This window comes from Klebsiella quasivariicola (genome assembly GCF_002269255.1).
GTDB lineage: Bacteria > Pseudomonadota > Gammaproteobacteria > Enterobacterales > Enterobacteriaceae > Klebsiella > Klebsiella quasivariicola.
On sequence record NZ_CP022823.1, the window covers coordinates 1170945 to 1196828 of the forward strand.

At 59.8% G+C, this 25884-nt stretch carries 24 protein-coding genes; 13 read left to right on the forward strand and 11 right to left on the reverse strand.

Annotated elements, in window-relative coordinates; genetic code table 11:
* Window positions 1-180: 180 nt before the first annotated feature.
* The gene (locus B8P98_RS05900; RefSeq protein ID WP_025712781.1) at window positions 181-1605 is read right to left on the reverse strand and encodes a 6-phospho-beta-glucosidase; all 1425 of its coding nucleotides are present in this window, start codon (window positions 1603-1605) and stop codon (window positions 181-183) included.
* A 26-nt stretch (window positions 1606-1631) separates the two neighbouring features.
* Complete coding sequence (gene ascF / locus B8P98_RS05905) at window positions 1632-3074, reverse strand: PTS cellobiose/arbutin/salicin transporter subunit IIBC (protein ID WP_025712780.1); 1443 nt, start codon at window positions 3072-3074, stop codon at window positions 1632-1634.
* 266 nt (window positions 3075-3340) lie between these two features.
* Between ascF and B8P98_RS05910 the strand changes: the two genes are divergently transcribed.
* From B8P98_RS05910 to B8P98_RS05925, 4 genes are all read left to right on the forward strand, one after another.
* Window positions 3341-4354 carry a LacI family DNA-binding transcriptional regulator gene (locus tag B8P98_RS05910; RefSeq protein ID WP_025712779.1) on the forward strand — a complete coding sequence of 338 codons (1014 nt, stop codon included), beginning with the start codon at window positions 3341-3343 and terminating at the stop codon, window positions 4352-4354.
* Window positions 4355-4490: 136 nt separating this feature from the next.
* Window positions 4491-5018: an electron transport protein HydN gene (gene hydN, locus B8P98_RS05915; RefSeq protein WP_025712778.1), complete on the forward strand. Its 528-nt coding sequence runs from the start codon at window positions 4491-4493 to the stop codon at window positions 5016-5018.
* An 8-nt stretch (window positions 5019-5026) separates the two neighbouring features.
* Window positions 5027-7261 (forward strand): carbamoyltransferase HypF, encoded by a 2235-nt coding sequence (gene hypF, locus B8P98_RS05920; RefSeq protein ID WP_025712777.1) that lies wholly within the window; start codon window positions 5027-5029, stop codon window positions 7259-7261.
* A complete protein-coding gene (locus B8P98_RS05925; protein WP_025712776.1) occupies window positions 7258-8271 on the forward strand; it encodes a HoxN/HupN/NixA family nickel/cobalt transporter in 1014 nt (337 codons plus the stop codon). The genes hypF and B8P98_RS05925 overlap by 4 nt, the downstream gene beginning before the upstream one ends.
* A 96-nt stretch (window positions 8272-8367) precedes the next feature.
* Here B8P98_RS05925 and norW read toward each other — a convergent pair whose 3' ends face one another.
* Together norW and norV are read right to left on the reverse strand one after the other, a co-directional pair.
* On the reverse strand, window positions 8368-9501 hold the full coding sequence (norW, locus tag B8P98_RS05930) for an NADH:flavorubredoxin reductase NorW (RefSeq protein ID WP_025712775.1): 1134 nt from the start codon (window positions 9499-9501) through the stop codon (window positions 8368-8370).
* Entirely contained in the window at window positions 9498-10946 is a 1449-nt protein-coding gene (norV, locus tag B8P98_RS05935) for an anaerobic nitric oxide reductase flavorubredoxin (RefSeq protein ID WP_095032817.1), read from the reverse strand. The genes norW and norV overlap by 4 nt, the downstream gene beginning before the upstream one ends.
* Before the next feature lie 187 nt (window positions 10947-11133).
* Between norV and norR the strand changes: the two genes are divergently transcribed.
* On the forward strand, window positions 11134-12684 hold the full coding sequence (gene norR, locus B8P98_RS05945; protein WP_095032818.1) for a nitric oxide reductase transcriptional regulator NorR: 1551 nt from the start codon (window positions 11134-11136) through the stop codon (window positions 12682-12684).
* Here the strand turns inward: norR and gutQ are convergent.
* The 7 genes from gutQ to srlA form a co-directional block, all read right to left on the reverse strand.
* On the reverse strand, window positions 12647-13612 hold the full coding sequence (gene gutQ, locus B8P98_RS05950; RefSeq protein ID WP_020078109.1) for an arabinose-5-phosphate isomerase GutQ: 966 nt from the start codon (window positions 13610-13612) through the stop codon (window positions 12647-12649). The two genes, norR and gutQ, sit on opposite strands and share 38 nt — an antisense overlap.
* Window positions 13605-14378 carry a glucitol operon DNA-binding transcriptional repressor SrlR gene (gene srlR, locus B8P98_RS05955; protein WP_095032819.1) on the reverse strand — a complete coding sequence of 258 codons (774 nt, stop codon included), beginning with the start codon at window positions 14376-14378 and terminating at the stop codon, window positions 13605-13607. Before srlR ends, gutQ begins: the two co-directional genes overlap by 8 nt.
* A 66-nt stretch (window positions 14379-14444) precedes the next feature.
* Complete coding sequence (gutM, locus tag B8P98_RS05960; protein ID WP_025712770.1) at window positions 14445-14804, reverse strand: transcriptional regulator GutM; 360 nt, start codon at window positions 14802-14804, stop codon at window positions 14445-14447.
* A 122-nt stretch (window positions 14805-14926) separates the two neighbouring features.
* Entirely contained in the window at window positions 14927-15706 is a 780-nt protein-coding gene (gene srlD / locus B8P98_RS05965) for a sorbitol-6-phosphate dehydrogenase (RefSeq protein ID WP_095032820.1), read from the reverse strand.
* A 12-nt stretch (window positions 15707-15718) separates the two neighbouring features.
* Window positions 15719-16081 carry a PTS glucitol/sorbitol transporter subunit IIA gene (srlB, locus tag B8P98_RS05970; RefSeq protein WP_095032821.1) on the reverse strand — a complete coding sequence of 121 codons (363 nt, stop codon included), beginning with the start codon at window positions 16079-16081 and terminating at the stop codon, window positions 15719-15721.
* Between the two features lie 13 nt (window positions 16082-16094).
* The gene (srlE, locus tag B8P98_RS05975) at window positions 16095-17066 is read right to left on the reverse strand and encodes a PTS glucitol/sorbitol transporter subunit IIB (protein ID WP_087806346.1); all 972 of its coding nucleotides are present in this window, start codon (window positions 17064-17066) and stop codon (window positions 16095-16097) included.
* Entirely contained in the window at window positions 17063-17626 is a 564-nt protein-coding gene (srlA, locus tag B8P98_RS05980) for a PTS glucitol/sorbitol transporter subunit IIC (protein WP_002914812.1), read from the reverse strand. The genes srlE and srlA overlap by 4 nt, the downstream gene beginning before the upstream one ends.
* 276 nt (window positions 17627-17902) lie before the next feature.
* Here srlA and mltB point away from each other — a divergent pair, with 276 nt between their 5' ends.
* The 8 genes from mltB (at window position 17903) to recX (ending at window position 25792) form a co-directional block, all read left to right on the forward strand.
* A complete protein-coding gene (mltB, locus tag B8P98_RS05985) occupies window positions 17903-18982 on the forward strand; it encodes a lytic murein transglycosylase B (protein ID WP_080925063.1) in 1080 nt (359 codons plus the stop codon).
* A 276-nt stretch (window positions 18983-19258) separates the two neighbouring features.
* The gene (locus B8P98_RS05995) at window positions 19259-20281 is read left to right on the forward strand and encodes an IS110 family RNA-guided transposase (RefSeq protein ID WP_095032646.1); all 1023 of its coding nucleotides are present in this window, start codon (window positions 19259-19261) and stop codon (window positions 20279-20281) included.
* 700 nt (window positions 20282-20981) lie between these two features.
* On the forward strand, window positions 20982-21692 hold the full coding sequence (locus B8P98_RS06005) for a metal ABC transporter ATP-binding protein (protein ID WP_165931771.1): 711 nt from the start codon (window positions 20982-20984) through the stop codon (window positions 21690-21692).
* Window positions 21689-22552: a metal ABC transporter permease gene (locus B8P98_RS06010; RefSeq protein ID WP_025712763.1), complete on the forward strand. Its 864-nt coding sequence runs from the start codon at window positions 21689-21691 to the stop codon at window positions 22550-22552. The genes B8P98_RS06005 and B8P98_RS06010 overlap by 4 nt, the downstream gene beginning before the upstream one ends.
* 7 nt (window positions 22553-22559) lie before the next feature.
* Window positions 22560-23438: a metal ABC transporter substrate-binding protein gene (locus B8P98_RS06015; RefSeq protein ID WP_095032822.1), complete on the forward strand. Its 879-nt coding sequence runs from the start codon at window positions 22560-22562 to the stop codon at window positions 23436-23438.
* Between the two features lie 139 nt (window positions 23439-23577).
* On the forward strand, window positions 23578-24075 hold the full coding sequence (gene pncC, locus B8P98_RS06020) for a nicotinamide-nucleotide amidase (protein ID WP_025712761.1): 498 nt from the start codon (window positions 23578-23580) through the stop codon (window positions 24073-24075).
* Window positions 24076-24165: 90 nt separating this feature from the next.
* A complete protein-coding gene (recA, locus tag B8P98_RS06025) occupies window positions 24166-25224 on the forward strand; it encodes a recombinase RecA (RefSeq protein WP_025712760.1) in 1059 nt (352 codons plus the stop codon).
* A gap of 67 nt (window positions 25225-25291) precedes the next feature.
* Window positions 25292-25792 (forward strand): recombination regulator RecX, encoded by a 501-nt coding sequence (gene recX / locus B8P98_RS06030; protein WP_025712759.1) that lies wholly within the window; start codon window positions 25292-25294, stop codon window positions 25790-25792.
* Window positions 25793-25884: the final 92 nt, after the last annotated feature.

Below are 25884 nucleotides of genomic sequence, written 5' to 3' on the forward strand. Positions count from 1 at the left end.
GATGTGCTCCTTGCTGAAGATACCCCGGTGAAAGTACTGGATAAAATACCAGTCATTGTGAGCTGGAGGCAAATCAGAGACTGGAATCAGGCTCGAGAAAAAAGCATGTAATGGATGCAACAGAAAGCAGACGCCCGCCCCCGGTTATCGCGGGGAACGGGCGCGCGTGGGCGAGGGCGTTTAGTCGAGGTCGGCGCCGTTGCTGGCTATGACTTTCTGGTACCAGAAGAACGACTTTTTACGCTTACGCGCCAGCGTGCCGTTACCGGCATCGTCGCGATCGACATAGACAAAGCCGTAGCGCTTGCTCATCTCGCCGGTTGACGCTGAGACCAGATCGATACAGCCCCAGCTGGTGTAGCCCATCACCGGAATGCCGTCGCCGATGGCGTCGCGCATCGCTTTGATGTGTTCGCGCAGGTAGCTGATGCGATAGTCGTCATTGATGTCGCCATTGGCATCGATCTCATCGCGGGCGCCAAGCCCGTTTTCCACCAGGAACAGTGGTTTCTGATAGCGGTCGTACATCATGTTCATGGTGATGCGCAGGCCGAGCGGATCGATGCCCCAGCCCCATTCGCTGGCCGGAATGTGCGGGTTCTTCATCGACTTGACGATGTTGGCGGCATTGGTGTTGCTGGCGTTCATCTCCGCTGACGCGCAGCGCGAGGCGTAGTAGCTAAAGGAGATGAAGTCGACGGTATTTTTGAGGATCTCGTCATCGCCCGGCTGCGTTGTAATCGTAACCCCTTTTTCCCGGAACACCCGCGTGGCCCACACCGGATAGGCGCCGCGGGCCTGGACATCGATAAAGAACAGGTTTTCGCGGTCCTTCTCCAGCGCCATCCACACATCTTCCGGCTTACAGGAGTAAGGATAGAAATTGCCACCCGCCAGCATGCAGCCGACCTGGTTCTGCGGGTTGACCTCATGGGCGATTTTTGTTGCCAGCGCGCTGGCCACCAGCTCGTGATGCGCGGCCTGATACTTCACCTGCTCCTGATTTTCTCCCTCTTCAAACACCAGACCGGCGCCGGAGTAAGGGCTGTGCAGCATAATATTGATTTCATTGAAGGTCAGCCAGTACTTCACCAGCCCGTCAAAGGCCTCAAAGCAGGTGCGGGCGTAGTGGCTGAAAAAATCCACCATTTTGCGGCTGCGCCAGGAGCCGTACTCCATTACCAGGTGCATCGGCACGTCGAAATGACACAGCGTGACCAGCGGCTCAATGCCGTGCTTTTTGCACTCCTCGAACAGCGAGCGATAGAAGGCGATGCCCTGCGGGTTCGGCTGCTGCTCGTCGCCGCGCGGGAACAGGCGGCTCCAGGCGATGGAGGTGCGAAAGACGCTGAACCCCATCTCGGCCATCAGGGCAATATCTTCTTTATAGCGATGGTAGAAATCGATCGCCTCGTGGCTGGGGTAAAATTCGTCTTCGCGAAGCGTAAAGCGCTTCTCCAGGCCTAATTTTACCGGCAGACGGTGGGCGCCGTGGGGGAGGGTATCCACGGTGGTCAGCCCCTTACCGCCTTCAAGATAAGCGCCTTCAGACTGGTTGGCGGCCAGTGCACCGCCCCATAAAAATCCCTGTGGGAAACTCGCCATGCATTACCTCATTATCAATTGTGTGTTCAGGCGTGGGATGCCTGGGCCCGGGCCTGGCGCGCTCTGGCGTCGGCAGCGGCCTGTTCAACGGGAATATCTTCAAAGCCGAGGATCAGCGTCAGGGCAAACGACAGCACCACCGACAGCGCCATCACGCCAAATACCCAGACGATAGTCATCGGATTGGCTGGATCGAAAAACTGCACGCTGGTAAACAGCCCTGGCGCCGCCATCGAATGGCTGGCCAGACCGACGATTCCCGCCACCGCGCCGCAAATAAAGCCGCTGATTAAGCTGGCGACCAGCGGGCGCTTCAGGCGCACCGCCACGCCGTACAGCGCCGGTTCGGAAATGCCGGCCAGAATTGCTGATGCGGCGGCGGCCAGCGCCGTCTGGCGTAATTCCGGGTTTTTGGTTTTCCATGCCACCGCCAGCGAAGAGCCGCCGAGCGACAGGTTGGCGCCGATCTCCGACGGCATCACCATCCCCTCTTTGCCGGTTTCGGCGATGGTCTGAATGATGGTCGGCGTAAAGACGCGGTGCATGCCGGTCATCACCAGCAGCGGCCACAGTCCGCCCATGATGGCCACCGACAGCCAGCCGAGATAGCTGTGAACCGTATACACCAGCGCGGAAATGGCGCTGCCGATCCAGATACCCAGCGGGCCAATCAGCAGGATCGCCAGCGGGGCGGCGATCAGCACGATCAGCATCGGCTTGAGGAAGTTTTTCGTCACCGCCGGCGTAATGCGATCCACCCAGCGCTCGATATATGACAGGCACCAGGTCATCACCAGGGCCGGGATCACCGTGTAGGTGTATTTCACCGCGGTAACCGGAATAAAGGCGAATTCAACATGCTCGCCCTGGGCGGCTTTGGCCATCAATTCGATAAACCCGGGATGCACCAGCACCCCGGCGATGGCGATAGCCAGCGACATATTGGTTTTGAATTTCACCGCCGCGGAGGCGGCCACCATCAGCGGCAGGAAGAAAAACGCGCCGTCGCCGATAAGCGTCAGGAGGGTCAGTGTCGGTGAGCCTTTCGGCAACGCGCCGCTCATCTCGAGGATCATCGCCAGCAGCTTGACCATCGATCCGCCGATAATCGCCGGGATCAGCGGCGACATGGTGCCGATCAGCGCGTCAAGGATCCCGGCGCCGATGCGTTTCAGGGTCAGTGGCGCTTTGCCCTGCGGCTCAGCCGGGCGCAGGTCGCCGGGCAGCAGATTCACCACCTCGCGATAGGCCTGGGAGACAGTATTGCCGATGATCACCTGGCACTGGTTATCGCTGCGCACAACGCCGAGCACCCCGGTCAGGCCTTTCAGGGTAGGACTATCGACCTTTTCGTCGTCTTTAACCACGAAGCGCAGACGGGTCATGCAGTGGGTAACGGCGGCGACGTTATCGACACCGCCGATTGCCGCGATTATCTGTTGCGCCAGGGCTGCATAATTTTTCGACATCGGATTTTATCCTGTTTATCAATAGGGTACTGATCTGTTACCGCGCCGCATCGCCGGGCGATACCATGTTTATATAGGAAACCGGTTCCACAAAATCATGGTGAGTTTTATTCGATTGCACAAGAAATAAAAAAACAGGATCTCAATTTTGTGATTTTGATCGCTAAGAGCCGCTGTGCGCCGGATCGCGGTGATAGCAGGGGAGGGCTGTAAAAGCGGGAAACGTGCAGTACACTGCCTGCAACTTTTGCAACAGGAAGAATCACATGGCAACGATGCTGGAGGTCGCAAAGCGCGCGGGGGTATCGAAGGCGACCGTTTCGCGGGTGCTGTCGGGCAACGGTTATGTTAGCCAGGAGACCAAAGACCGGGTGTTTAAGGCGGTGGCGGAGAGCGGCTACCGGCCCAATCTGCTGGCGCGCAACCTGGCGACCAAAACCACGCAAACCCTCGGCCTGGTGGTGACCAATACCCTGTACCACGGCGTCTATTTTAGCGAGCTGCTGTATCACGTGGCGCGGATGACGGAGGACAAAGGACGACAGCTGATCCTGGCCGACGGCAAGCACAGCGCGCAAGAGGAGCGGGAGGCGATCCAGTACCTGTTGGATCTGCGCTGCGATGCGATCATCATCTATCCGCGCTTTCTTACCGTCGATGAGATGGATGAGATCGTTGAGAACCACTCGCAGCCGATCATGGTGCTCAACCGCCGCCTGCGCCGCCACGCCAGCCACTGCGTCTGGTCCGATCAAAAAGCCTCGGCGACGCGGGTGGTGGAGCGGTTGATTGCGCTTGGCCATCGCGATATCGCCTTTATTACCGGCTCTCTTGATTCGCCCACCGGCGTCGAACGTCTTGCCGGCTACAAAGACGCGCTGGCTGGCCACGGTATCGCCCTGAACGAGGCGCTTATCGCCGAGGGGCGCTGGACGCCGGAAACCGGCGCCGCGGCGGTGGAGAGCCTGCGTCAGCGCGGGGTTGCCTACAGCGCGCTGGTGGCGAGCAATGACGATATGGCCATCGGGGCGATGAAGCAGCTTCACCAGCTGGGCGTTAAGGTACCGGATCAGGTGTCGGTGGTGGGGTTTGACGATATTGTACTGGCGCCGTACATGGTGCCGTCGCTCGCCAGTGTCCGGGTACCGGTAACCGAAATGATTAAAGAGAGCATCAATCGGCTGATATTTATGCTGGATGGTGGGGAATTCAACTTTCAGCAGAGCTTCCCCGGGGCGCTGATTGAACGCGAGTCGCTGGTGGCCGGTCCCTGCGCCTGACGTCGTCAGCTGTCATCGTCACTACTGACGATGACAGCAAAGCGCGACTACAATAATGTTTTAAATCAATATATTAAAAACTTGGAACGTATTATGCATACTCCGGCGCGTAACCTTCTTACTGCTGGAGAAATGGATGAACCGTTTCATTATCGCCGATGCGAGCAAATGTATCGGCTGTCGCACTTGCGAAGTGGCCTGCGTGGTATCCCATCAGGAACATCAGGACTGCGCCTCCCTGACGCCCAACACCTTTCTGCCGCGTATTCACGTGATCAAAGGGGTTAATGTCTCGACGGCAACCGCCTGCCGTCAGTGTGAAGACGCCCCTTGCGCCAACGTCTGCCCAAACGGCGCCATCAGCCGTGATAAAGGCTTTGTTCATGTGATGCAGGAGCGCTGCATCGGCTGCAAAACCTGCGTCGTCGCCTGCCCGTACGGGGCGATGGAGGTAGTGGTGCGCCCGGTGATCCGCCATAGCGGCGCCGGACTGAACGTCGTGGCGGAAAAAGCCGAAGCCAACAAGTGCGATCTCTGCTTCCACCGCGAGAGCGGCCCGGCCTGCATGGAAGTCTGCCCGACGCACGCCCTGGTGTGCGTTGACCGTAACAAACTCGAGCAGATGAATATCGAGAAACGTCGTCGTACGGCGCTGGCCTGGTAACACCGGGTATGAACGGGGTGCAAATCCGCATTCGCGGCAAAGTGCAGGGGGTCGGTTTCCGCCCCTTTGTCTGGCAGCTGGCCCGGGCTCAGGCGCGCTGTGGCGATGTCTGTAATGACGGCGATGGCGTACTGGTGCGGCTGGTTGGGGGCGACGATGGTTTTACTGCCGCCCTGGCTGACCACTGCCCGCCGCTGGCGCGTATCGACAGTACCGACTGCACCCCCTATCGCTGGGCGGCTCTGCCGCAGGATTTCACCATTCGCGAAAGCGGGACGGGACGGATGCGCACTCAGATCGTGCCTGATGCCGCGACCTGCCCGTCGTGCCTCGCGGAGATGAACGATCCCCGGGCGCGCCGCTACCGCTATCCCTTTATCAACTGCACTCACTGCGGGCCGCGGCTGACCATTATTCGCGCCATGCCCTACGACCGGCCCTTCACCGCAATGGCGCCGTTCCCGCTCTGTTCCCCTTGTGAGGCGGAATTCCGCGATCCTGCCGATCGCCGTTTTCACGCCCAGCCGGTGGCCTGTCCCGACTGCGGGCCGCAGCTGCAATGGCAGGCAGAAGGGGAAACGCTGGACGGTGAGGCGGCGCTGCAGGCAGCTATCGCGCGGCTGGCGGCGGGCGACATTGTGGCGATAAAAGGCATCGGCGGCTTTCATCTGGCCTGCGACGCCGGTAATTCCACAGCCGTTGCCACGCTGCGGGCGCGAAAACACCGTCCGGCGAAACCGCTGGCGGTGATGTTGCCGTCAGCGGCGGGCTTACCCGCCGACGCCGCGGCGCTGATGGGCTCCCCGGCGGCGCCCATCGTACTGATTGCTAAAGCGCAGGTCTCCGGCCTGTGCGACGAGATTGCGCCAGGGCTTGCGGAAGTTGGGGTGATGCTGCCGTCTAATCCGCTGCAGCATTTGCTTCTGCAGGCCCTGGCGCGCCCCATCGTGATGACCTCCGGCAACCTTAGCGGCCGCCCGCCGGCCCTCGATAATACCGAAGCGCTTAACGATTTGGCCGACATCGCCGACGGCTTTCTCCTGCATAACCGCGATATCGTACAGCGGATGGATGATTCGCTGGTGCGGTCGAGCGGAGAAATGCTGCGCCGCGCCCGGGGCTACGTCCCGGATGCGCTGCCGCTACCGCCGGGGCTACAAGACATCCCGCCGCTGCTGGCTCTTGGCGCGGATATGAAAAATACCTTCTGCCTGGCGCGTGGCAGCGAGGCGGTGCTGAGCCAGCACTTTGGCGACCTTGGCGAGGAGGGCGTTGAACAGCAGTGGCGCCGCGCCCTGCAGCTGATGCAAAGCATTTACGCGTTTGTGCCACAGCGGGTGGTGGTTGATGCCCATCCCGGCTATCGCTCAACGCAGTGGGCGGCGTCCCTGTCGCGGCCGGTGGAGACGGTGCTGCATCACCATGCTCATGCCGCGGCGTGCCTGGCCGAGCACCGCTGGCCGCTCGACGGCGGCGATGTGATTGCCCTGACCCTCGATGGTATTGGCATGGGCGAAAACGGTGCGCTGTGGGGTGGGGAGTGCCTGCGGGTGAACTATCGCCAGTGCGAACATCTTGGCGGACTGCCGGCCGTGGCGCTGCCGGGCGGTGACCTGGCGGCGCGCCAGCCATGGCGTAATCTGCTGGCCCACTGTCTGGCATTCGTCCCCGACTGGCAGGATTATCCGCAAACCGCCGCGCTGGGGCAGCGAAACTGGCCGCTGCTGGCGCAGGCCATCGAACGCGGCATTAATTCGCCGCGCGCCTCTTCCTGCGGACGGCTGTTTGACGCCGTTGCCTGCGCGCTGGATTGCGCGCCGGAGAGCCTGAGCTATGAAGGCGAAGCGGCCTGTCGGCTGGAAGCGCTGGCCGCCAGCTGCCCCGGCGTCAGCCACCCGGTTACGCTGCCGTGGCGCGACGACACGCTGGACATGGCGACCTTCTGGCGACAATGGCTGAGCTGGCAGGCGACCCCGGCGCAGAAAGCCTGGGCATTCCATGACGCCCTGGCCTGTGGGCTGGCGGCGATGGCCCGCGGCTGCGCCACCGCCCGCGGTATCGAGACGATGGTCTGCAGCGGCGGGGTGCTGCATAACCGCTTGCTGGCGGCGCGATTGACCTTTTATCTGGCGGATTTTACTCTGCTGTTTGCGCAGCAGTTGCCGGCCGGCGACGGCGCAATCGCATATGGTCAGGCGGTGATCGCCGCCGCCCGCGGGCAGGCTCAAGGAACACAATCATGATAATGACAGTTTTACGCCAGCAGCCGCGCGCCGCGGGTCTGGTGCTGGGGTTGATCGCGGCGAATTTACTGGCCTGGTGCTGGGCGCTGCAGGCCTTTGGCGACAGCGGCGCGCTGATGGCCGCCAGCCTGCTGGCCTGGGGCTACGGCCTGCGCCACGCGGTGGACGCTGACCATATCGCGGCGATTGATAACGTGACCCGCAAGATGATGCAGCAGGGGCGGCGGCCTTTCGCCGTCGGGGCCTGGTTCTCGCTGGGCCACTCATCGATTGTGGTGCTGGCCTCGGCGGCGATTGCCGCGACCGCCACGGCCTTCAGCGCGCAGATGAGCTGGCTGCACGACACCGGCAGCGTCATCGGCACTGCCGTGTCGGCGCTGTTTTTGCTGGCGATGGCCTTTATCAATCTGGTGATTTTACGCAGCGTCTGGCGCAGCTTTCGGGCGTGGAAGCGCGGCGAGCCGGTGAGCGACGAGATCGTCAGCGGCGGCGGGGTGATGAGCTGGCTGTTTGGTAAAACCTTTCGTCTGGTCAGCCGCAGCTGGCAGATGTACCTGGTCGGCTTCCTGTTTGGTCTCGGCTTTGATACTGCCACCGAAATCGGCGTACTGGGTATCTCCGCCGCCGGCGCGTCGAGCGGGATTTCTGTTTGGTCGATTATGGTCTTCCCGGCGCTGTTCGCCAGCGGTATGGCGCTGGTGGATACCCTCGATAACGTGCTGATGGTCGGGGCCTACGGCTGGGCGTTCAGCAAACCGCAGCGCAAGCTCTATTACAACATGACCATTACCGGTACCTCGGTGGTGGTGGCGCTGTTTATCGGCGGTCTGGAAGCGCTGGGCCTGCTGATGGATAAGTTTGCGCTCAGCGGCGGAATATGGCGCTGGGTGGGGGCGTTAAACGATAACCTCGGCGATGCCGGATTTGTGGTGGTCGGGCTGTTTGTCGCCTGCTGGGCGCTGTCGGTGCTCAACTACCGCTGGCGCGGCTACGACAATCTGGCGCGCTAGGCTGGATATTTTCCCGGCTTGCGCTGCGCTTAGCCGGGCTACCAGGACAATACTGTAGCCCGGCTAAGGCGTTTACGCCGCGAGCCGGGAAAACCATCAGCTTACCAGCTGCTTGAGCAGCGCAAAGGCCTCTTTCATTTTGTCTTCGCTGACCACGAAGGCGCGCAGTTGATTTTCCGCATCCAGCCCTTTCGCCACCAGCCCCTCTTTAGCGGCCACGATGTTCCACGTCAGATCGTCGCGGCGAGTGTCGCCGGCCAGATGCAGCGGCAGATCCGGGGTTTTCACCTTCACCAGCATTGGCGGCAGCTTGAGTTCCCCCGCCTGCGCCAGCAGGTTCTTACTCAGACACATCGCGCTGAGTAAAATCGGCTGCAGGAACGGCAGCACCATACCGTTGATCTCCGCACAGTCGCCGAGCGCATAAATCGCCGGGTCGCTGGTTTGCAGTTGATTATTGACCACCACGCCGCGGTTAATCTGCAATCCGGCATGGCGCGCCAGCGACGTTTCCGGGCGCAGGCCCGCGGCGGCGACTACTGCATCGACGGTTATGGCGCGCTGGCGGTCGAGGCTGACGCGAATGCCGTCGGCGGTTTGTTCCAGCGCTTCCAGCTGCGTTTTCAGCATCAGGTGTACGCCCATTTCAGTGAGCCGATGCTGCAGGCGGCTGCTGGCCTCCGGCGGCATTAGCGCCGCCAGCACGCTGGCGGAGTTATCGACCACCGTTACCGCTTTGCCGGCGCGGCAGAAATCCATCGCCAGTTCGCAGCCAATCAGGCCGCCGCCGACGATCAGCACCCGCCTGGCGTCGCGGAGCTGGCTCTGCGCCGCGCCATATTCGCGCTGGCTGTTCAGCGTCAGCATCAGCTCGCGCCCCGGCACCGGGGGGATAAACGGCGTCGCCCCGGTGGCCAGCACCAGTTTGTCATAGCGCCACTGCCGATCCTGACTCTTGACCTGATGATTTTCGGCGTCGATATCGCTCACCCAGGTGTGCGGATACAGGCGCAGATTGTACTGTTCGGCGAACTCGCCCGCGCTTTGCAGGGTCAGGTCGTCGGCGTTCTGCCCGCGGCTGATGACATGGCTGAGATCCGGTTTGTTGTACTCATCCATGCTATCGGCGGCGATTAAGGTCAGCGGGATTTGCGCATCCTGCTTACGAATATTTTTCACCAGCTGGCGGGCCGCGAAGCCCGAGCCGATGATGACGATGCCATCACTCATTTTGCCTCCGTTGCCAGTACGTCAAAGACATCTTTGCCAAGAGAACACTCAGGGCAGAGGAAATTGTCCGGCACTTCACTCCACGGCGTACCCGGCTGTACATCCTGGTTGGGTTCGCCCTTCGCCGGGTCATAGATCCACTGGCACACGCTGCACTGCATCATGGGACCGAGGTCAGCGGCCGCGGCGGCGGCGCAGGCGCAGTCCTGTGGTTCCGGCGTTGTCGCTGCTTCAGCAACCGGCAGCGGGGAGAGGGCCCACTGGCGGGCGATGTCGCGACCGTGTTGGCGGCACAGTTCCAGCGCGTCGATATCCGGACGCCATTTGGCTTTCAGGCTCAGCGACATTTCAAAGCCGGCATCCTGCAGACGGGTGGAGAGGCGGTCTACTGCGCCGCCGCTCCAGCCGTGGGAGCCAAAGGCGCTGGCGCGTTTATTGCGAAAACGCAGCCCGGTCATCTCTTCCACCAGCCCGGCGATTTTCGGCATCATCACGTTGTTCATGGTGGAGGTGCCCACCAGTACGCCTTTCGAGCGGAAAACGTTGGTCAGAATGTCGTTTTTGTCGCTGCGGGCGACGTTAAAGATTTTCACCGCCACCCGTGGGTCAACTTCGGTGATCCCCTGGGCAATGGCGTCCGCCATCATGCGGGTATTGTTGGACATGGTGTCGTAGAAGAGAGTGATGCGATCTTCCTGGTAATCCGCCGCCCACTCGAGGTATTTCTCGACGATTTGCGTCGGGTTATCGCGCCACACCACGCCGTGGGAGGTGGCAATCATATCCACCGGCAGGTTGAAGCCGAGGATCTCGGTAATTTTCGGCGTCACCAGGCGGCTGAACGGCGTCAGGATGTTGGCGTAGTAGCGCTGGCACTGTTCGTACAGTTCAATCTGGTCTACTTCATCGTTGAACAGGTGTTCGTCGCAGTAGTGCTGGCCGAAGGCGTCGTTGCTGAACAGCACCGCGTCGCCGGTCAGGTAGGTCATCATGCTGTCAGGCCAGTGCAGCATCGGTGTTTCCACGAAGATCAGCTGCTTACCGTTACCGATATCGAGAGTATCGCCGGTTTTCACCACGTGGAAGTTCCACTCCGGATGATGATGGTGGCCGTTGATCGAGTCGATGGCGTTGGCCGTGCAGTAAATCGGCGTATCCGGGATCTGCATCATCAGTTCGGTCAGCGCGCCGGCATGGTCCTCTTCGGCGTGGTTAATGACGATATAGTCGAGGTCAGCCAGATCGATTTCGCTGCGCAGGTTCTGCACGAACTCGCGGCTGAATTTATGATCGACGGTATCGATCAGCACGTTTTTCTCCTCGCGAATGAGATAGCTGTTGTAGCTGCTGCCGCGCAGCGTTTTATATTCGGTGCCATGGAAATCACGCACTTCCCAGTCACGTTGGCCAACCCAAAGAATGTTATTTTTAACCGCAATAGACATAGCAACCTCAATCAATACAGTGTGTTTAAACTCAGTTGACTGGCTTATATCAAGTTGCATGCCAACTTTTTAATTCATTGATAATTAGCTATTTTTAATTTTTACTGATTTTGGTTGCTGTCAAAATGACAATGGCTAAAATAGTCGATATGACAATACGTGTTGTCAAAATGACAATGGAGCGGCAATGAGTTTTTCCGTCGACGAGTTGGCGAGAATCGCCATTGATTTACAAAGCGATATTGGTCACACCGACCGCTTTTCGCGCCTGATTACTACCCTGCGGCAGATCCTCGGCTGCGATGCCTCGGCGCTGCTGCGCTATGAGGCGCATCAGTTTGTGCCGTTGGCGATCGATGGCCTGGCGCAGGATGTGCTCGGTCGCCGCTTTGCCCTGGAAGGGCACCCGCGGCTGGAGGCGATTGCCCGCGCCGGGGATGTGGTGCGCTTCCCGGCGGATAGCGATCTGCCTGACCCCTATGACGGGCTGATCCCCGGTCAGGAGAGCCTGAAAGTTCACGCCTGCGTGGGTCTTCCGCTGTTTGCCGGGCAGACGTTGATTGGCGCGCTGACCCTTGACGGCATGGATGCCGACCGTTTCGATAGCTTCAGCGATGAAGAGCTGCGGCTGATTGCCGCGCTGGTGGCTGGCGCCTTAAATAACGCGCTGCTTATTGCCCGTCTTGAAGCGCAAAACGTGCTGCCGGAGCAGTCGGTGAATTACCCACAGCCGGAACGTCAGGAGATTATCGGTCTGTCGACACCGATGCTGCAGCTGAAAAAAGAGATTGAGATTGTTGCCGCCTCGGACTTAAACGTGCTGATCAGCGGCGAAACCGGCACCGGCAAAGAGCTGGTGGCGAAGGCGGTGCATCAGGGGTCGCCGCGAGCGGCTAATCCGCTGGTGTACCTCAACTGCGCGGCGCTGCCGGAAAGCGTGGCGGAGAGCGAGCTGTTCGGCCACGTGAAAGGGGCGTTTACCGGGGCTATCAGCAACCGCAGCGGTAAATTTGAGATGGCTGATAACGGCACCCTGTTCCTTGATGAAATCGGCGAACTGTCGCTGGCGTTGCAGGCGAAGCTGCTGCGCGTGTTGCAGTATGGCGATATTCAGCGCGTCGGCGATGACCGCAGCCTGCGGGTCGATGTGCGGGTGCTGGCGGCGACTAACCGCGATCTGCGCCAGGAGGTGGTGGCAGGGCGCTTTCGCGCCGATCTCTATCACCGCCTGAGCGTCTTTCCGCTGTCGGTCCCGGCGCTGCGCGAGCGGGAGAATGATGTGGTGCTGCTGGCAGGCTATTTTTGCGAGCAGTGTCGATTGCGGATGGGACTGGCGCGGGTGGTATTGAGCGCGTCAGCGCGCGCCAGGCTGCAGCAATGGTCGTGGCCGGGCAACGTGCGCGAACTGGAGCATGCCATACATCGGGCGGTGGTGCTGGCGCGGGCCACCCAGGCCGGCAATGACGTGATGCTGGAGCCGCAGCATTTTCAGTTGGCGGTCGAAGCGCCAGCGTTGCCAACTGAGGCGGCGCCCGAGGTACCGGCTGCGGCGACGTTTAATCTGCGCGAGGCGACCGACGCTTTCCAGCGCGAAGCGATTGCCCGCGCGCTGGCGGCCCACCAGGGTAACTGGGCGGCGACCGCCCGTGCGCTGGAACTGGACGTCGCCAACCTGCATCGGCTGGCGAAACGACTGGGGCTTAAAGGATCCCTGCCTGGTAAAAGTTCTGCAGGTTGATGGCGCCGACCAGTTGGCCGTTTTCATCCACGACCGGCGCGGCGCTGATTTTGTGTTTCATTAGCCGCTCTTTGGCTTCCACCGCGCGGCTTTCCGCTTGCAGCGTTACGCCGTTGCGGGTCATCGCCCGAGTGACGCTATCGTTGAGCGTACCGCCAGCAACCAGCCAGCGGCGCAGGTCGCCGTCGGTGAAAACGCCCTGCACGCGGTTGGTTTCATCACATACCGCCACCAGGCCGAGCCCGGTTCGGCTTAGTTCAAGCATGGCGTCCATGACGTTGGCCTCGGCATTGACCCGCGGCACTTCTTCGTCGCGGCGCATCAGGTGATGCACTTTGTTCAGCAGCCGCGCGCCGAGGGCGCCCGCCGGGTGGGAACGGGCGAAATCTTCTTCATTGAAACCGCGCGCCTGCATCACCGCCATCGCCAGCGCGTCGCCGAGCATCAGGGTGTTGACGGTGCTGGAGGTGGGGGCCAGATGCATCGGGCAGGCTTCGCGCTCGACGGCGATATCCAGCACCGCTTTCGCCGCCAGCGCCAGCGGCGAGGTGGATTTGCCGGTCATTGCCAGCAGCGGAATAGATTTTTCTTCCAGTCGCGGGACGATCAGATCCAGCTCTTTCGCGCTACCGGAGTAGGAGATAAACAGCATCACGTCGCGGCTGTCGAGCATGCCGAGATCGCCATGCAAGGCTTCCGCCGGATGGACGAAAAAGGCCGGGGTGCCGGTGCTGGCGAAGGTGGCCGCCAGCTTTTTCCCGATGTGGCCGGATTTACCGATACCGGAGACAATCAGTTTGCCCTCGCAGTGGATAATGGTTTCCGCCGCGCGGATGAAGTCGTCGCCCAGGCGTTCCGGCAGGCGGCTCGCCTCCTGCAGCTCAAGCATCAGGGTCTGGCGTCCGGCCTCTAACAAAAAGTTACTCATGATGTTCTCCAGTAATAATGACTTCAATACCTTTGGCTTCCAGCGCCTGCTGGAATTCAGGGTCAATATCGGCATCGGTAATCAATTTATCCACGCGCTCCAGGCCGCAGACAACATTGGGGCTTTTACGGCCAAACTTCGATGAGTCGGCCATCAGGATCACTTCGCGGGCGGCGTTGCACATCGCTTTGCTGACGGTATACACCTCATTGAAGGTGGTCACGCCGGCGTTCAGATCGATGCCGTCGGTGCCCATAAACAGCTTGTCGAAGCTGAACTGTTCGAAGGCATTTTCCGCCAGCTGGCCATGGAACGAGGCCGATTTTTTGCGAAAGGTGCCGCCGGGCATCAGGATAGTCTGTTCATTATCCAGTTCGGCAAGGGCGTTGACGATATGCAGACTGTTGGTCATCACCGTGATGTTATTGAAGCGGCTGAGCAGGGGGACCATCTGCAGCACCGTGCTGCCGGCGTCGAGAATAAGGGAGTCGCCGTCGTGAATAAAACGTACGGCGGCTTCGGCGATGCGCGCTTTTTTATGAGTGTTGATCAGCGTCTTATGATCGATCGGCGGATCGGCTTCATCCTTGTTAAGCACCACGCCACCATAGGTGCGAATGACGGTGCCAGCATTTTCCAGCGTGACCAGATCCTTGCGGATGGTGGTGCCGGTGGTATCGAAGTGTTGCGCCAGCTCTTCGACCGAGCATTTTCCCTGCGACTGCAGGAACTCGAGAATGGCTGCCTGGCGCTGACGGGGTTTCATAGGCGTCTATCCTGCGTTTAAGTTTCAAAGTGATAATTTCGCAAGATATTTACTTTTACAACGAAATTACCCATGTTTCGGATTAAGCGCTAATGATAGTGCATTCTGACAGCGCGGATCATGGGGAAAGATCACATCAGGCTGCAATTCCGCGATATGTTTGCCGGTAAGCGTGGGGATTTTTTGCGGGCGAGCGAAAATCGTGAAGCCTTTCATTAGCAACGTATCGCAAATACGGTTGTCATCATCGACGGCGATGGCGACAATGGCGCGCGGTTTAAAACGCCCGGCAGAGCGGCCGACGCCGACCCGGCCCTGCTGGCACAAACTGTCGAAGGCGCGATTGAAGCGGCGGATCTGCCAGCCGCCAAACGCCAGCTGGGTAAGCCAGGCGATGGCGGCGACGGTAATGAGTGCGGTAACCATAATGTCTCCTGAAGGTGTGATGCCGGGAACAACCCGGGTACCCATTTGTCGGGTGGCGGCTAACGCCTTACCCGACCGACAGTTTTGTAGCCCGGATAAGCGCAGCGCTATCCGGGAACCTGTTAAAACATCACCTGGCCGCCGGTAACGTTGATCGACTGCCCGGTGCAGTACGACGCCTGCGGGCTGGCGTAAAACATCAACACGTTCAGCACATCCTGATATTCGCAGCCGCGCTTCAGCGGCACTTTGTCGATGTAGTACTGCTCGACTTCGCTCTCATCGATGCCGAGCTTGGTGGCGTACTGTGGCAGCAGCGACTGGAACATCGGCGATTTCAGCAGATTGCCGAGCATCAGCGAATGCACGGTAATGCCATATTCCGCCAGATCCAGCGCCAGCGACTGGGTCAGCCCGACGCCGCCGAACTTCGCCGCGCTGTAGCCGGAGTTGTGCTTGCTGCCCACTTTGCCGGATTTCGAGTTGATCTGAATGATGCGTCCTTTAATACCGTCGCGGATCATCAGCCGGGAGAACTCGCGGGCGCAGAGGAAATAGCCCACCAGATTGACCTGCAGCGAGCGGTCAAAATCGCCCAGCGCGAAGTCGCTAATAAACGCCGCTTTGGCGATCCCGGCGCTGTACACCAGCAGATCGACGCGCGAGAAAATCTCGTCCACCCCGTGGGCCAGCGCCGTGACGCTGGCCTCGCTGGTGGCATCGGCGCCGAAGCCGTATGCCGTGCCTTCGCCATACTCGGCGTTAATCTCCTGGGCGACGCGGCTGGCTTTTTCGCTTTGAATATCAACCACCGCCACGCGGTAGCCCTCGGCGGCCAGCCCGCGGCACAGAAACTCTCCTAAGGTTTGTCCGCCACCAATGACAACAGCAACCTGATTCATCTTTCTCTCCTTCTAAGCAACAAATTTCAGTACGCAGCCGGGCGCGATGGCGTCCGGCACCGGGCCCGCCACGTGGACGGTACCCGGGAACTCCGCTTCACGATGGCCGTCAAAGCGCAGGGTGATGTGGCCCAGCTCGCGCAGGTTTTGCTCGGCGACCTCGCCGACGGCGGTCACCGGGTAGCGCTGTTCGCCAAGCTGCAGCTCTGCCCCCGGCTGCAGCGCGCCGGCAAGCTCGCCGTGGTTGTGAATAAAGCAGTACTCTTCGATATCCGCCGGGGCGCCCTCGCGGAAGGTGATCAGCAATTGCTCTTCCAGCGCCATCGTTGCGCAGGCGCCGATGTGCGTAATAGTGGTCTGGTAAATCACAGTCATCTTCAGGAACCTCTTACTGGTAAATAAATCCGGAAACGAACCACGCGATCAGCACGGTTGGCGCGCCGGTCAGGAAGCGACTGACCAGCACCGACGGCACCCCGACGCGCACGGTATCCTGACGGGCTTCGGCCAGCGACAGGCCTACCGGAATAAAATCGCAGGCGGCCTGGGCGTTGATGGCAAACAGCGCGGGCAGGGCGAGGTGTGGCGGAATGTTGCCGAGACCAATTTGAACGCCGATCAGCACGCCGATCACCTGGGCTATCACCGCGCCGGGGCCGAGAAACGGCGACAGCAGCGGAAAGGAGCAAATCAGCGCCAGCGTCACCAGCCCCAGCGGATGGCTGGCGAGCGGCGCCAGGCCGTGGGCGATCCAGTCGCCGATGCCGGAGGCCATGATGATGCCGATCAGCGCCGAGACGAAGGCCATAAACGGCAGAATGGTTTTCAGCACCGTATCAATGGTGTCGCGCCCGGCCTGGAACAGCACTGCCACCACCGATCCCATCCCCATCCCGACCTTCGCCAGCAGGCCATCGCTCTGTTCGGTGATCTTCTTGCTGGTGTCATACTCGCGGCCCGCGGCAGGGAGGGGTTGCGCAGCCGTCTCGCCGCTATCTTCCAGCAGTTTGATGTTCTCTTCTTTCACCCCGGAGACGTAAATATCCTCGACGATATACTGCGCCAGCGGCCCTGATTTGCCGGTGGCATGGATATTCACCGTCGGGATGCGGCGTTTAGGATAGAGCCCGCAGCGCAGGGTGCCCCCGCAGTCGATAATCGCCACGCCGATCTCGCTTTCCGCTGGTTCTCCCTCTTTAAACCCGTCCACCGGCTGCCAGCCGGTCAGGCTGGCGATGCGGTCAACGATCGCCGGGCGGGTGCCGGCGGTGATATAGACGATCTTTTTGCCTTCGACGACGTCGAGCTCAAGCGGGCCGCCCCAGCCGCCGGTACCTTTCTCAATACGAATCCGGGTCATGATGTCGCTCCTGACAGATGCACTTTCTGGGAAAGCTGAATCGCCATTTTTCTCTCGAAAATTGAGGTGGTCAGGTCGGTGACCCAGCCGCGGAAGAAGTTAGTCACCAGCCCGACCAGCAGGTAGCTCACCGCCAGCGGACCGAGCGGCAGGCCGAGGGTGGTGAGGCCGTTGGCGATGCCGAGATAGACAAACAGCTCACCGGGGTTGATATGTGGAAAGAGACCGTTCATTGAGTGGCAGCTATACGACGCCGCCGCGTAATAGCTGGGCTTGTACTTCTCTGGCATAAAGCGGCCGAGACTCAGGGTCATGGGGTTACAAAACACGAAGGTGCCGATGCAGGGCAACAGCAAATAGCGGGAGATCGGGTTCCCGGCGCAGCGCTGCGCCAGCTTCTCGATCCGCTGCTGTCCGATAAAGTTGATCAGCGCGTTCATGATCACCAGCAGGCTGATCAGTAAGGGGAGGATCCCGGTCACCATGCCGGTAAATACCTCGCCGCCTTTCTGAAACAGGCCGATAAACCACTCCGCGCCGTGGGTAACGACGTCAATCATTGTTCTCTCCTTCAGCGTGTTATTTTTCTTGCTAACTGCAGGCTGATTTTAATCACTTTGAAAGGTTTTAAAGTGTTAAATAGATCGCAAAATGAAAGATAAATATTTTATTTTGAAAGTTTGAAAGCAAGGGATGAAATGTTGCAGGACATGAATGCACGCAGGAGAGGTGCCGTTGAAGGACTATTTTGTCTACAAACGGATTGTCGCTTTCTTGTTGGTCGTCGCATGCTTTACCATAATTATCCCTTGCTGAATTTGTTAAACGGAATTCCCATGTTGAAGCGTCGCTATCTGGCTTTACTTCCCCTTTGTGTGCTCCTCGCTGCCTGCAGCAGCAAACCCAAGACCCCCGCGGAAACGGAGATGGCGAGTGGAACCGGCGGCTTTTTGCTGGAACCGCAGCATAACGTGATGCAGATGGGCGGCGACTTCGCCAACAACCCGGCGGCGGCGCAGTTCATCGATAAGATGGTGGCGAAGCACGGCTTTGACCGGCAGCAGCTGCAGGAGATCCTGTCGCAGGCTAAGCGCCTGGATTACGTCCTGCGGCTGATGGATCGTCAGGCGCCGACCGGCCTGCCGCCGACCGGGCCGACCGGCGCCTGGTTACGCTATAAGAAACAATTTATTACCCCAGATAATGTGCAGAACGGCGTGGTGTTCTGGAACCAGTATCAGGATGCGCTGAACCGCGCTTATCAGGTTTACGGCGTGCCGCCGGAAATCATCGTCGGTATTATCGGCGTGGAGACTCGCTGGGGCCGGGTGATGGGCAAAACCCGCATCCTTGATGCGCTGGCGACCCTGTCGTTTAGCTACCCGCGCCGCGCTGAATACTTCTCGTCGGAGCTGGAAACCTTCCTGTTAATGGCGCGCAGTGAAAGCGACGACCCGCTGGATCTGAAAGGCTCTTTCGCCGGGGCGATGGGTTACGGCCAGTTTATGCCGTCGTCCTATAAGCAGTATGCGGTCGATTTTAACGGCGACGGACATATCAACCTGTGGGACCCGGTGGATGCTATCGGCAGCGTGGCTAATTACTTCAAACAGCATGGCTGGGTGAGCGGCGATCTGGTGGCGGTGCAGGCGCTGGGCCAGGCGCCGGGGCTGGAGAATGGTTTCAAGACCAAATACAGCGTTTCACAGCTGGCGGCGGCGGGGCTGACCCCAACCCAGCCGCTGGGCAACCATCAGCAGGCCAGCCTGCTGCGGCTGGATATCGGCACCGGCTATCAGTACTGGTACGGGTTGCCTAACTTCTACACCATCACCCGTTACAACCACAGCACCCACTATGCAATGGCCGTCTGGCAGCTGGGGCTGGCGGTGTCGCAGGCCCGCGGCGGGTATTGATCCTTTTATCCGGCCGACATATTTCAAACCTCTTTTTGTCGGGTAGCGGCTAACGCCTTACCCGATCTACGGTTTGTGCGGCCTGCCTTTAATTTATTCACCATGCTGGCTGAAACTGCCGGTATTGGCGATCTCAAAACCCCCGGTGGCGCTGGGCTTACCGGGGCTACAGCGCTGTGCGATTTGGTAGCCCGATGTGATGGACACCTCCCACCTTACGGCATCAAAGTGCCAGACTGAGGTGTTAACCCCAGATCCCCGGAGGAGGTGTCCATCATGAATATTAAACGTATTGGTCTCGACCTGGCTAAAAATATCTTCCAGATACATGCCGTGGATCACCATGAACATGTTGTCCTGCGTAAAACCCTGCGCCGGGACCGCATGACCGCCTTTTTCTCTCAACTCTCTCCCTGCCTTATCGGGATTGAAGCCTGCGGCGCCGCCCACTACTGGGCCCGCGAGCTGACCCGTATGGGGCATACCGTACGCATTATCCCGCCTCAGCGGGTCAAGTCCTATCTTAAAGGGCAGAAGAATGACGCCAACGACGCGGAAGCTATCTGCGAGGCTATCAGCCGTCCCGGAATGCGCTTTGTGGCCATGAAGACAGAGCGGCAGCAGACGCTGCAGGCAGAGCACCGCGTCCGGGCCCGGCTCGTCCGCGCCCGGACAGCCCTGAGTAATGAGATGCGGGGACTGCTGGGTGAGTTTGGTCTGGTACTGCCGGTGGGAATAAGGCAGCTACGTAAGGCATTGCCGGAGATACTGTCGCAACAAGAGCTGTGGGATGACCGCTTTATCCGCCTGCTGAGCGAACTGGCGGAAGAGCTGCAGATGCTGGATGAGCGGGTCGCCCGCCATGACAGGCGGCTTGAGCAGTCAGCACGGGATGATATCCGGATAAAAAGGCTGCTGGCGATAGAGGGTATGGGGCCGGTGGTGGCCAGTGCGCTGGTGGCGGCGGTCGGCGATGGCAGACAGTTCAAAAGTGGTCGGGAGATGGCGGCGTATCTGGGTCTGGTCCCGCGGCAGCACTCCAGTGGCGGGAAAGCGCGGCTGGGGTCTATCAGCAAACGGGGAGACAGTTACCTGCGGACGCTGATAATCCACGGTGCGCGTGCGGTGCTGAACGCGTGTCAGAATAAAACCGACAGACGCAGCCAGTGGCTGAAGGCGTTATCGGAAAGGCGAAACCGGAATATCGCGACGGTGGCGCTGGCGAACAAGAATGCGCGAATAGCATGGGCGATACTGAGCCGCGAAGAAGATTACCATGGGTTACAGGCCGCCGGTTAACCGGCGGCCTGTAACCCATGCAGTAAAAGAGCAATAACCTGCCGTGAGAGTGCAGTCAGCAAAGTGTGATGAGTAACAGGTAAGACCGGCATCTGTCATTCCGACTTATCCGAAGGCTCCCTGGAAAACAAAGCCGCTAGCCCGAATGGAAACAGATGCGCAGATAACATCATGGCCCGGATACGACGGTATCGTAAGAGAGGCCGGATATACGAACGCACCTTACCCCGTTACACAAAATGCAGAGATGACTTGCATAACGGGAGGTGTCCATATACGGACAAGGCGCAGCGCGCCGCCTCCGGGAAAACACCTGCGCCATGAGAGACATAACGCAGAAGAAATATCGGGAGCGCAATCTGCTCTGAAATAATAAAAACAACTGTTTTTCCCGGACCAAAACAGTTGCAAATCGATAACAGTATCTACGGTCTGGTATCCGGTTGATAGCCCCGGTAAGCGCAGCGCGACCGGGGTCACCTCCCCGGGGACGCCGCGCTTATCCATCCGTTTTTTCCCCTCTGCATGCCTCTTGTTGACCTTTGTTACATTTCCGCTGACTGACGCTGATTTACATTCTTTTCTCGCTTCTGTATTGTTATGTTATAACATTAAGTTGAGGCGAAAATATGTTCACATCGATTTTTATGGCTTCCGGCGCGGCGCGCGTGGCCACCGCAGGCGTGCTGCTGGTGGCGCTATGGCTGGCGACCTGGTGGGCGGTGACGCTGCCATGATTGAACTGGAGCAACTGGTAACCGGCTATGGCGGAGTCGCAGTCACCCCGCCGCTGAGCGGGATGATTTGCCCCGGCAGCCTGACGGCAATTGTTGGCCTCAATGGCTGCGGAAAATCGACCCTGCTGAAAACCCTTGCCGGGTTTCTGCCGCCGGTCAGTGGCCGCCTGCGCTGGCAAGGGAAACGGCCGGTGATTGGCTGGCTGGCGCAGCGCCATGCCCTCGAGTCGCAGTTTCCTCTCAACGTGCAGGATGTGGTAAGCCAGGGCGCATGGCCCGGCGTGTCGCTGTTGCGCGGTCTGGGGGGCGACACCCGGCGACGCATCGGCGCGGTGCTGGAGCGGGTCGGGCTGGCGGGCCTGGCGAAAACGCCGATCGAAGCGCTCTCCGGCGGCCAGTTTCAGCGCATGCTGTTTGCCCGGGTGATGGTGCAGCAGGCGCCGCTGGTGATGCTCGACGAGCCCTTCACCGGCATCGACGAAGCGACCAGTCGTGAACTGATGGATTTGATCCTCGACATGCACCGGCAGGGACAGACCATCCTGGCGGTGCTGCATGATAACCAGCGGGTAGCCAACTTCTTCCCGGAGACATTGCTGCTGACCCCTCAGCGCGCCTGCTGGGGCATTACCCGGGCGGTACTTCCGGCTTTCAGCCATGCGAGGTCAGCATGATCTGGCACACCTTCTTTCAGCCCTTTATTGAATTTGGTTTTATGCGCCGGGCGCTGGTGGTCTGTCTGGCGCTGTCGCTGAGCACTACCATGCTGGGCGTCTTCCTGCTGCTGCGGCGCATGAGCCTGATGGGGGATGCGCTGTCGCACGCCATTCTCCCCGGTGTGGCGGTGGGCTACCTGCTGAGCGGCATGTCGCTGCTGGCCATGACTCTGGGCGGCTTCGTTGCCGGCATCGTGGTCGCGCTGGTGGCCGGATGGGTCAGCCGGCGGACGCCGTTAAAAGAGGACGCCAGCTTTGCCGGATTCTATCTGGGATCGCTGGCCCTGGGCGTCACCCTGGTGTCGCTGCGCGGCTCCAGCGTCGACCTGCTGCATCTGCTGTTTGGCTCTATTCTGGCGGTGGATCGTGATGCGGCGCTGTTTGTCAGCGGCGTCGCCAGCCTGACGCTGCTGTGCATCGCGCTGTGCTACCGCGGTCTGGTTAGCGAGGCGTTCGACAGCGCCTGGCTGCAGGTGAATAACCGGCGGCTGCCCGCGCTGCTGCATGGGCTTTTTCTGGCGCTGTTGGTGCTTAACCTGGTGGCCGGGTTTCAGGTGCTCGGCACGCTGATGGCGGTGGGGGTGATGATGCTCCCGGCGGTCGCCGCGCGCTGCTGGGCGCGCACGCTGCCGGGCATTCTGCTGCTGGCGGCGGGAATGGGCGCACTCTGCGCCTGGCTGGGGTTGAGTCTCTCCTGGGCGGTCAGTCTTCCCGCCGGGCCCGCTATTGTCCTGACCGCCAGCGCGCTGTTTTTTGTTTCGCTGTTTTTTGGCACACGCAGCCGGCTGCTGGTTGGCTGGCGCACATTGATGGGGTAAGGAAATGATGAAACGTAGTGCAATAGTCGTCGCGCTGGCCCTCGGCCTGATGGCGCAGGGGGCCATGGCGAAAACGCTGCATGTGGTCAGCAGCTTTTCGGTGCTGGGCGATATGGTGCAGCAGGTTGGTGGGGAGCATGTCCATGTGGATACCCTGGTCGGCCCGGACGGCGATCCGCATACCTTCGAGCCCTCGCCGAAGGATAGCGCGCTGCTCAGCAAGGCCGACGTGGTGGTAGTCAACGGCCTGGGTCTGGAAGGGTGGCTGGATCGCCTGATTAAGGCCTCCGGTTTTAAGGGCGAGCTGGTGGTGGCGTCGATGGGCGTCAAGACCCATACCCTCGATGAAGACGGCAAAACGGTGACCGATCCCCACGCCTGGAACAGCGCGGCGAACGGCGCGTTGTATGCGCAGAATATCCTCGATGGTCTGGTGAAAGCCGACCCGGAAGATGAAGCGGCGCTGACCAATAGCGGCAAGCGCTATATCGACCAGCTGACGGCCCTCGACGGCTGGGCGAAAGGGCAGTTCAGCGCCATTCCGCAGGCAAAGCGCAAGGTCCTCACCAGCCATGACGCTTTCGGCTATTTTGGCCGCGCTTACAACGTGACATTCCTTGCGCCGCAGGGGCTTTCGTCCGAGAGCGAGGCCAGCGCGGCGCAGGTGGCGGCGCTGATTCAGCAAATCAAAACCGATGGCGTGCATACCTGGTTTATGGAGAACCAGCTGGACCCGCGGCTGGTGAAGCAGATTGCCAGCGCCACCGGCGCGCAGCCCGGCGGCGAACTCTATCCGGAAGCGCTGTCTAAGCCGGGCGGCGTGGCCGATAGCTACGTCAAAATGATGCGTCACAACGTTGAGCTTATCGCTAACAGCATGAAGTAACCGGTTGTCTGGTCGTCCTGGTTATCACAGGACGACCCATTTCTGGATCCCCCCTCGTAAAATCGCCACCTCGTCCCCATATCTCTGCCGAAAGTGCTATCTTTGATGGCCTCTTTATCCGGAGCAAAGCGGGGCGATAATGACCGATTCAGAATTAATGCAGCTAAGCGAGAAAGTTGGCGGGGCGCTGAAGGCGCGCGGCGCGACGGTGACCACCGCGGAGTCCTGTACCGGCGGATGGATAGCGAAAGCCATCACCGATATTGCCGGCAGCTCGGCGTGGTTTGAACGCGGTTTTGTGACTTATAGCAACGAAGCAAAATCGCAAATGATCGGCGTCAGCGAAGCGACGCTGCGCGACAACGGCGCGGTAAGCGAACCGGTGGTGGTGGAGATGGCGATTGGCGCGCTGCGCGCGGCGCGTGCGGATTATGCCATCTCCGTCAGCGGCGTTGCCGGGCCGGACGGCGGCAGCGAAGAAAAGCCGGTTGGGACGGTGTGGTTCGGCGTCGCCAGCGTGAGTGGGCAAGGGGTGACGCGGCGGGAATGCTTTGCCGGAGACCGCGAAGCGGTGCGTCGTCAGGCGACGGCCTATGCGCTCAATCTGCTCTGGCAACAATTTCTACAAAATACTTGATACTGTATGACTATACAGTATAATTGCCTCAACTGAACAAATATTAACGGCAAAGCGAACACGCTTTACCCTGCATGATTAGGAGTAACAATGGCGATCGACGAAAACAAACAGAAAGCGTTGGCGGCTGCACTGGGCCAGATCGAAAAGCAATTCGGTAAAGGCTCCATCATGCGCCTGGGTGAAGACCGCACCATGGATGTGGAAACCATCTCCACCGGTTCGCTTTCTCTGGATATTGCGCTGGGCGCTGGCGGTCTGCCAATGGGCCGTATCGTGGAAATCTACGGTCCGGAATCCTCCGGTAAAACCACCCTGACGCTGCAGGTTATCGCCGCAGCGCAGCGCGAAGGTAAAACCTGTGCGTTCATCGATGCCGAGCACGCGCTGGATCCAGTCTATGCACGCAAACTGGGCGTTGATATCGACAACCTGCTGTGTTCTCAGCCGGACACCGGGGAGCAGGCGCTGGAAATCTGTGACGCGCTGGCGCGCTCTGGCGCGGTTGACGTTATCGTTGTCGACTCCGTCGCGGCGCTGACGCCGAAAGCGGAAATCGAAGGCGAAATCGGTGACTCTCACATGGGCCTCGCGGCGCGTATGATGAGCCAGGCGATGCGTAAGCTGGCGGGTAACCTGAAGCAGTCCAACACGCTGCTGATCTTTATCAACCAGATCCGTATGAAAATCGGCGTGATGTTCGGTAACCCGGAAACCACTACCGGTGGTAACGCCCTGAAGTTCTACGCCTCTGTACGTCTGGACATTCGCCGCATCGGCGCGGTGAAAGAGGGTGACAACGTCGTCGGCAGCGAAACCCGCGTCAAAGTGGTGAAAAACAAGATCGCAGCACCGTTTAAACAGGCCGAATTCCAGATCCTCTACGGTGAAGGCATCAACTTCTACGGCGAGCTGGTTGACCTCGGCGTGAAAGAGAAGCTGATTGAGAAAGCGGGCGCCTGGTATAGCTACAACGGCGACAAAATCGGCCAGGGTAAAGCGAACGCAATCACCTGGCTGAAAGAGAACCCGGCGGCGGCGAAAGAGATTGAGAAGAAAGTGCGCGAGCTGTTGCTCAACAATCAGGATGCGAAGCCAGACTTCGTCGTTGACGACAACAGTGCAGAAGAAACCGAACAGGATTTCTGATATCGTCTGCAAGACTGACAGGGCTGCTTAGGCAGCCCTTTTGCTTTGTGAGATTATCGAGGTGCCTGTGACTGAACCTTCATCACGCCGCTCCGGCTATGCCCGTCTTCTGGACCGTGCTATCCGCATTCTGGCGATGCGCGACCACAGCGAGCAGGAGCTGCGACGCAAGCTGGTGGCCCCGGTGATGAGCAAAAACGGTCCCGAGGCGCTGGACGTCACCCCCGAAGAGCTGGAGCAGGTCGTCGCCTGGTGTATCGAAAACCGCTACCTCGACGATAACCGATTCGTCGGCCAGTTTATCGCCAGCCGGAGCCGCAAAGGCTATGGGCCGGCACGTATTCGCCAGGAGCTCAGCCAGAAAGGCATTGCGCGCCAGGCCATTGAACAGGCGATGCGTGACTGCGATATCGACTGGGTGAGCCTTGCCAGAGCGCAGGCGCAGCGTAAATATGGCGAACCGCTCCCCAGCGCGTTTACCGAAAAAGTCAAAATCCAGCGATTCCTGCTCTACCGCGGCTACCTGATGGAAGATATCCAGGAAATCTGGCGAAATTTTGCAGATTGACCCATCGGGGATTTTACTTCGCCGTAAAGAAAACTTATCTTATTCCCACTTTATTCCGTCGGGCCGCTGGTTGTGACCGTGCAGGCAGCGTC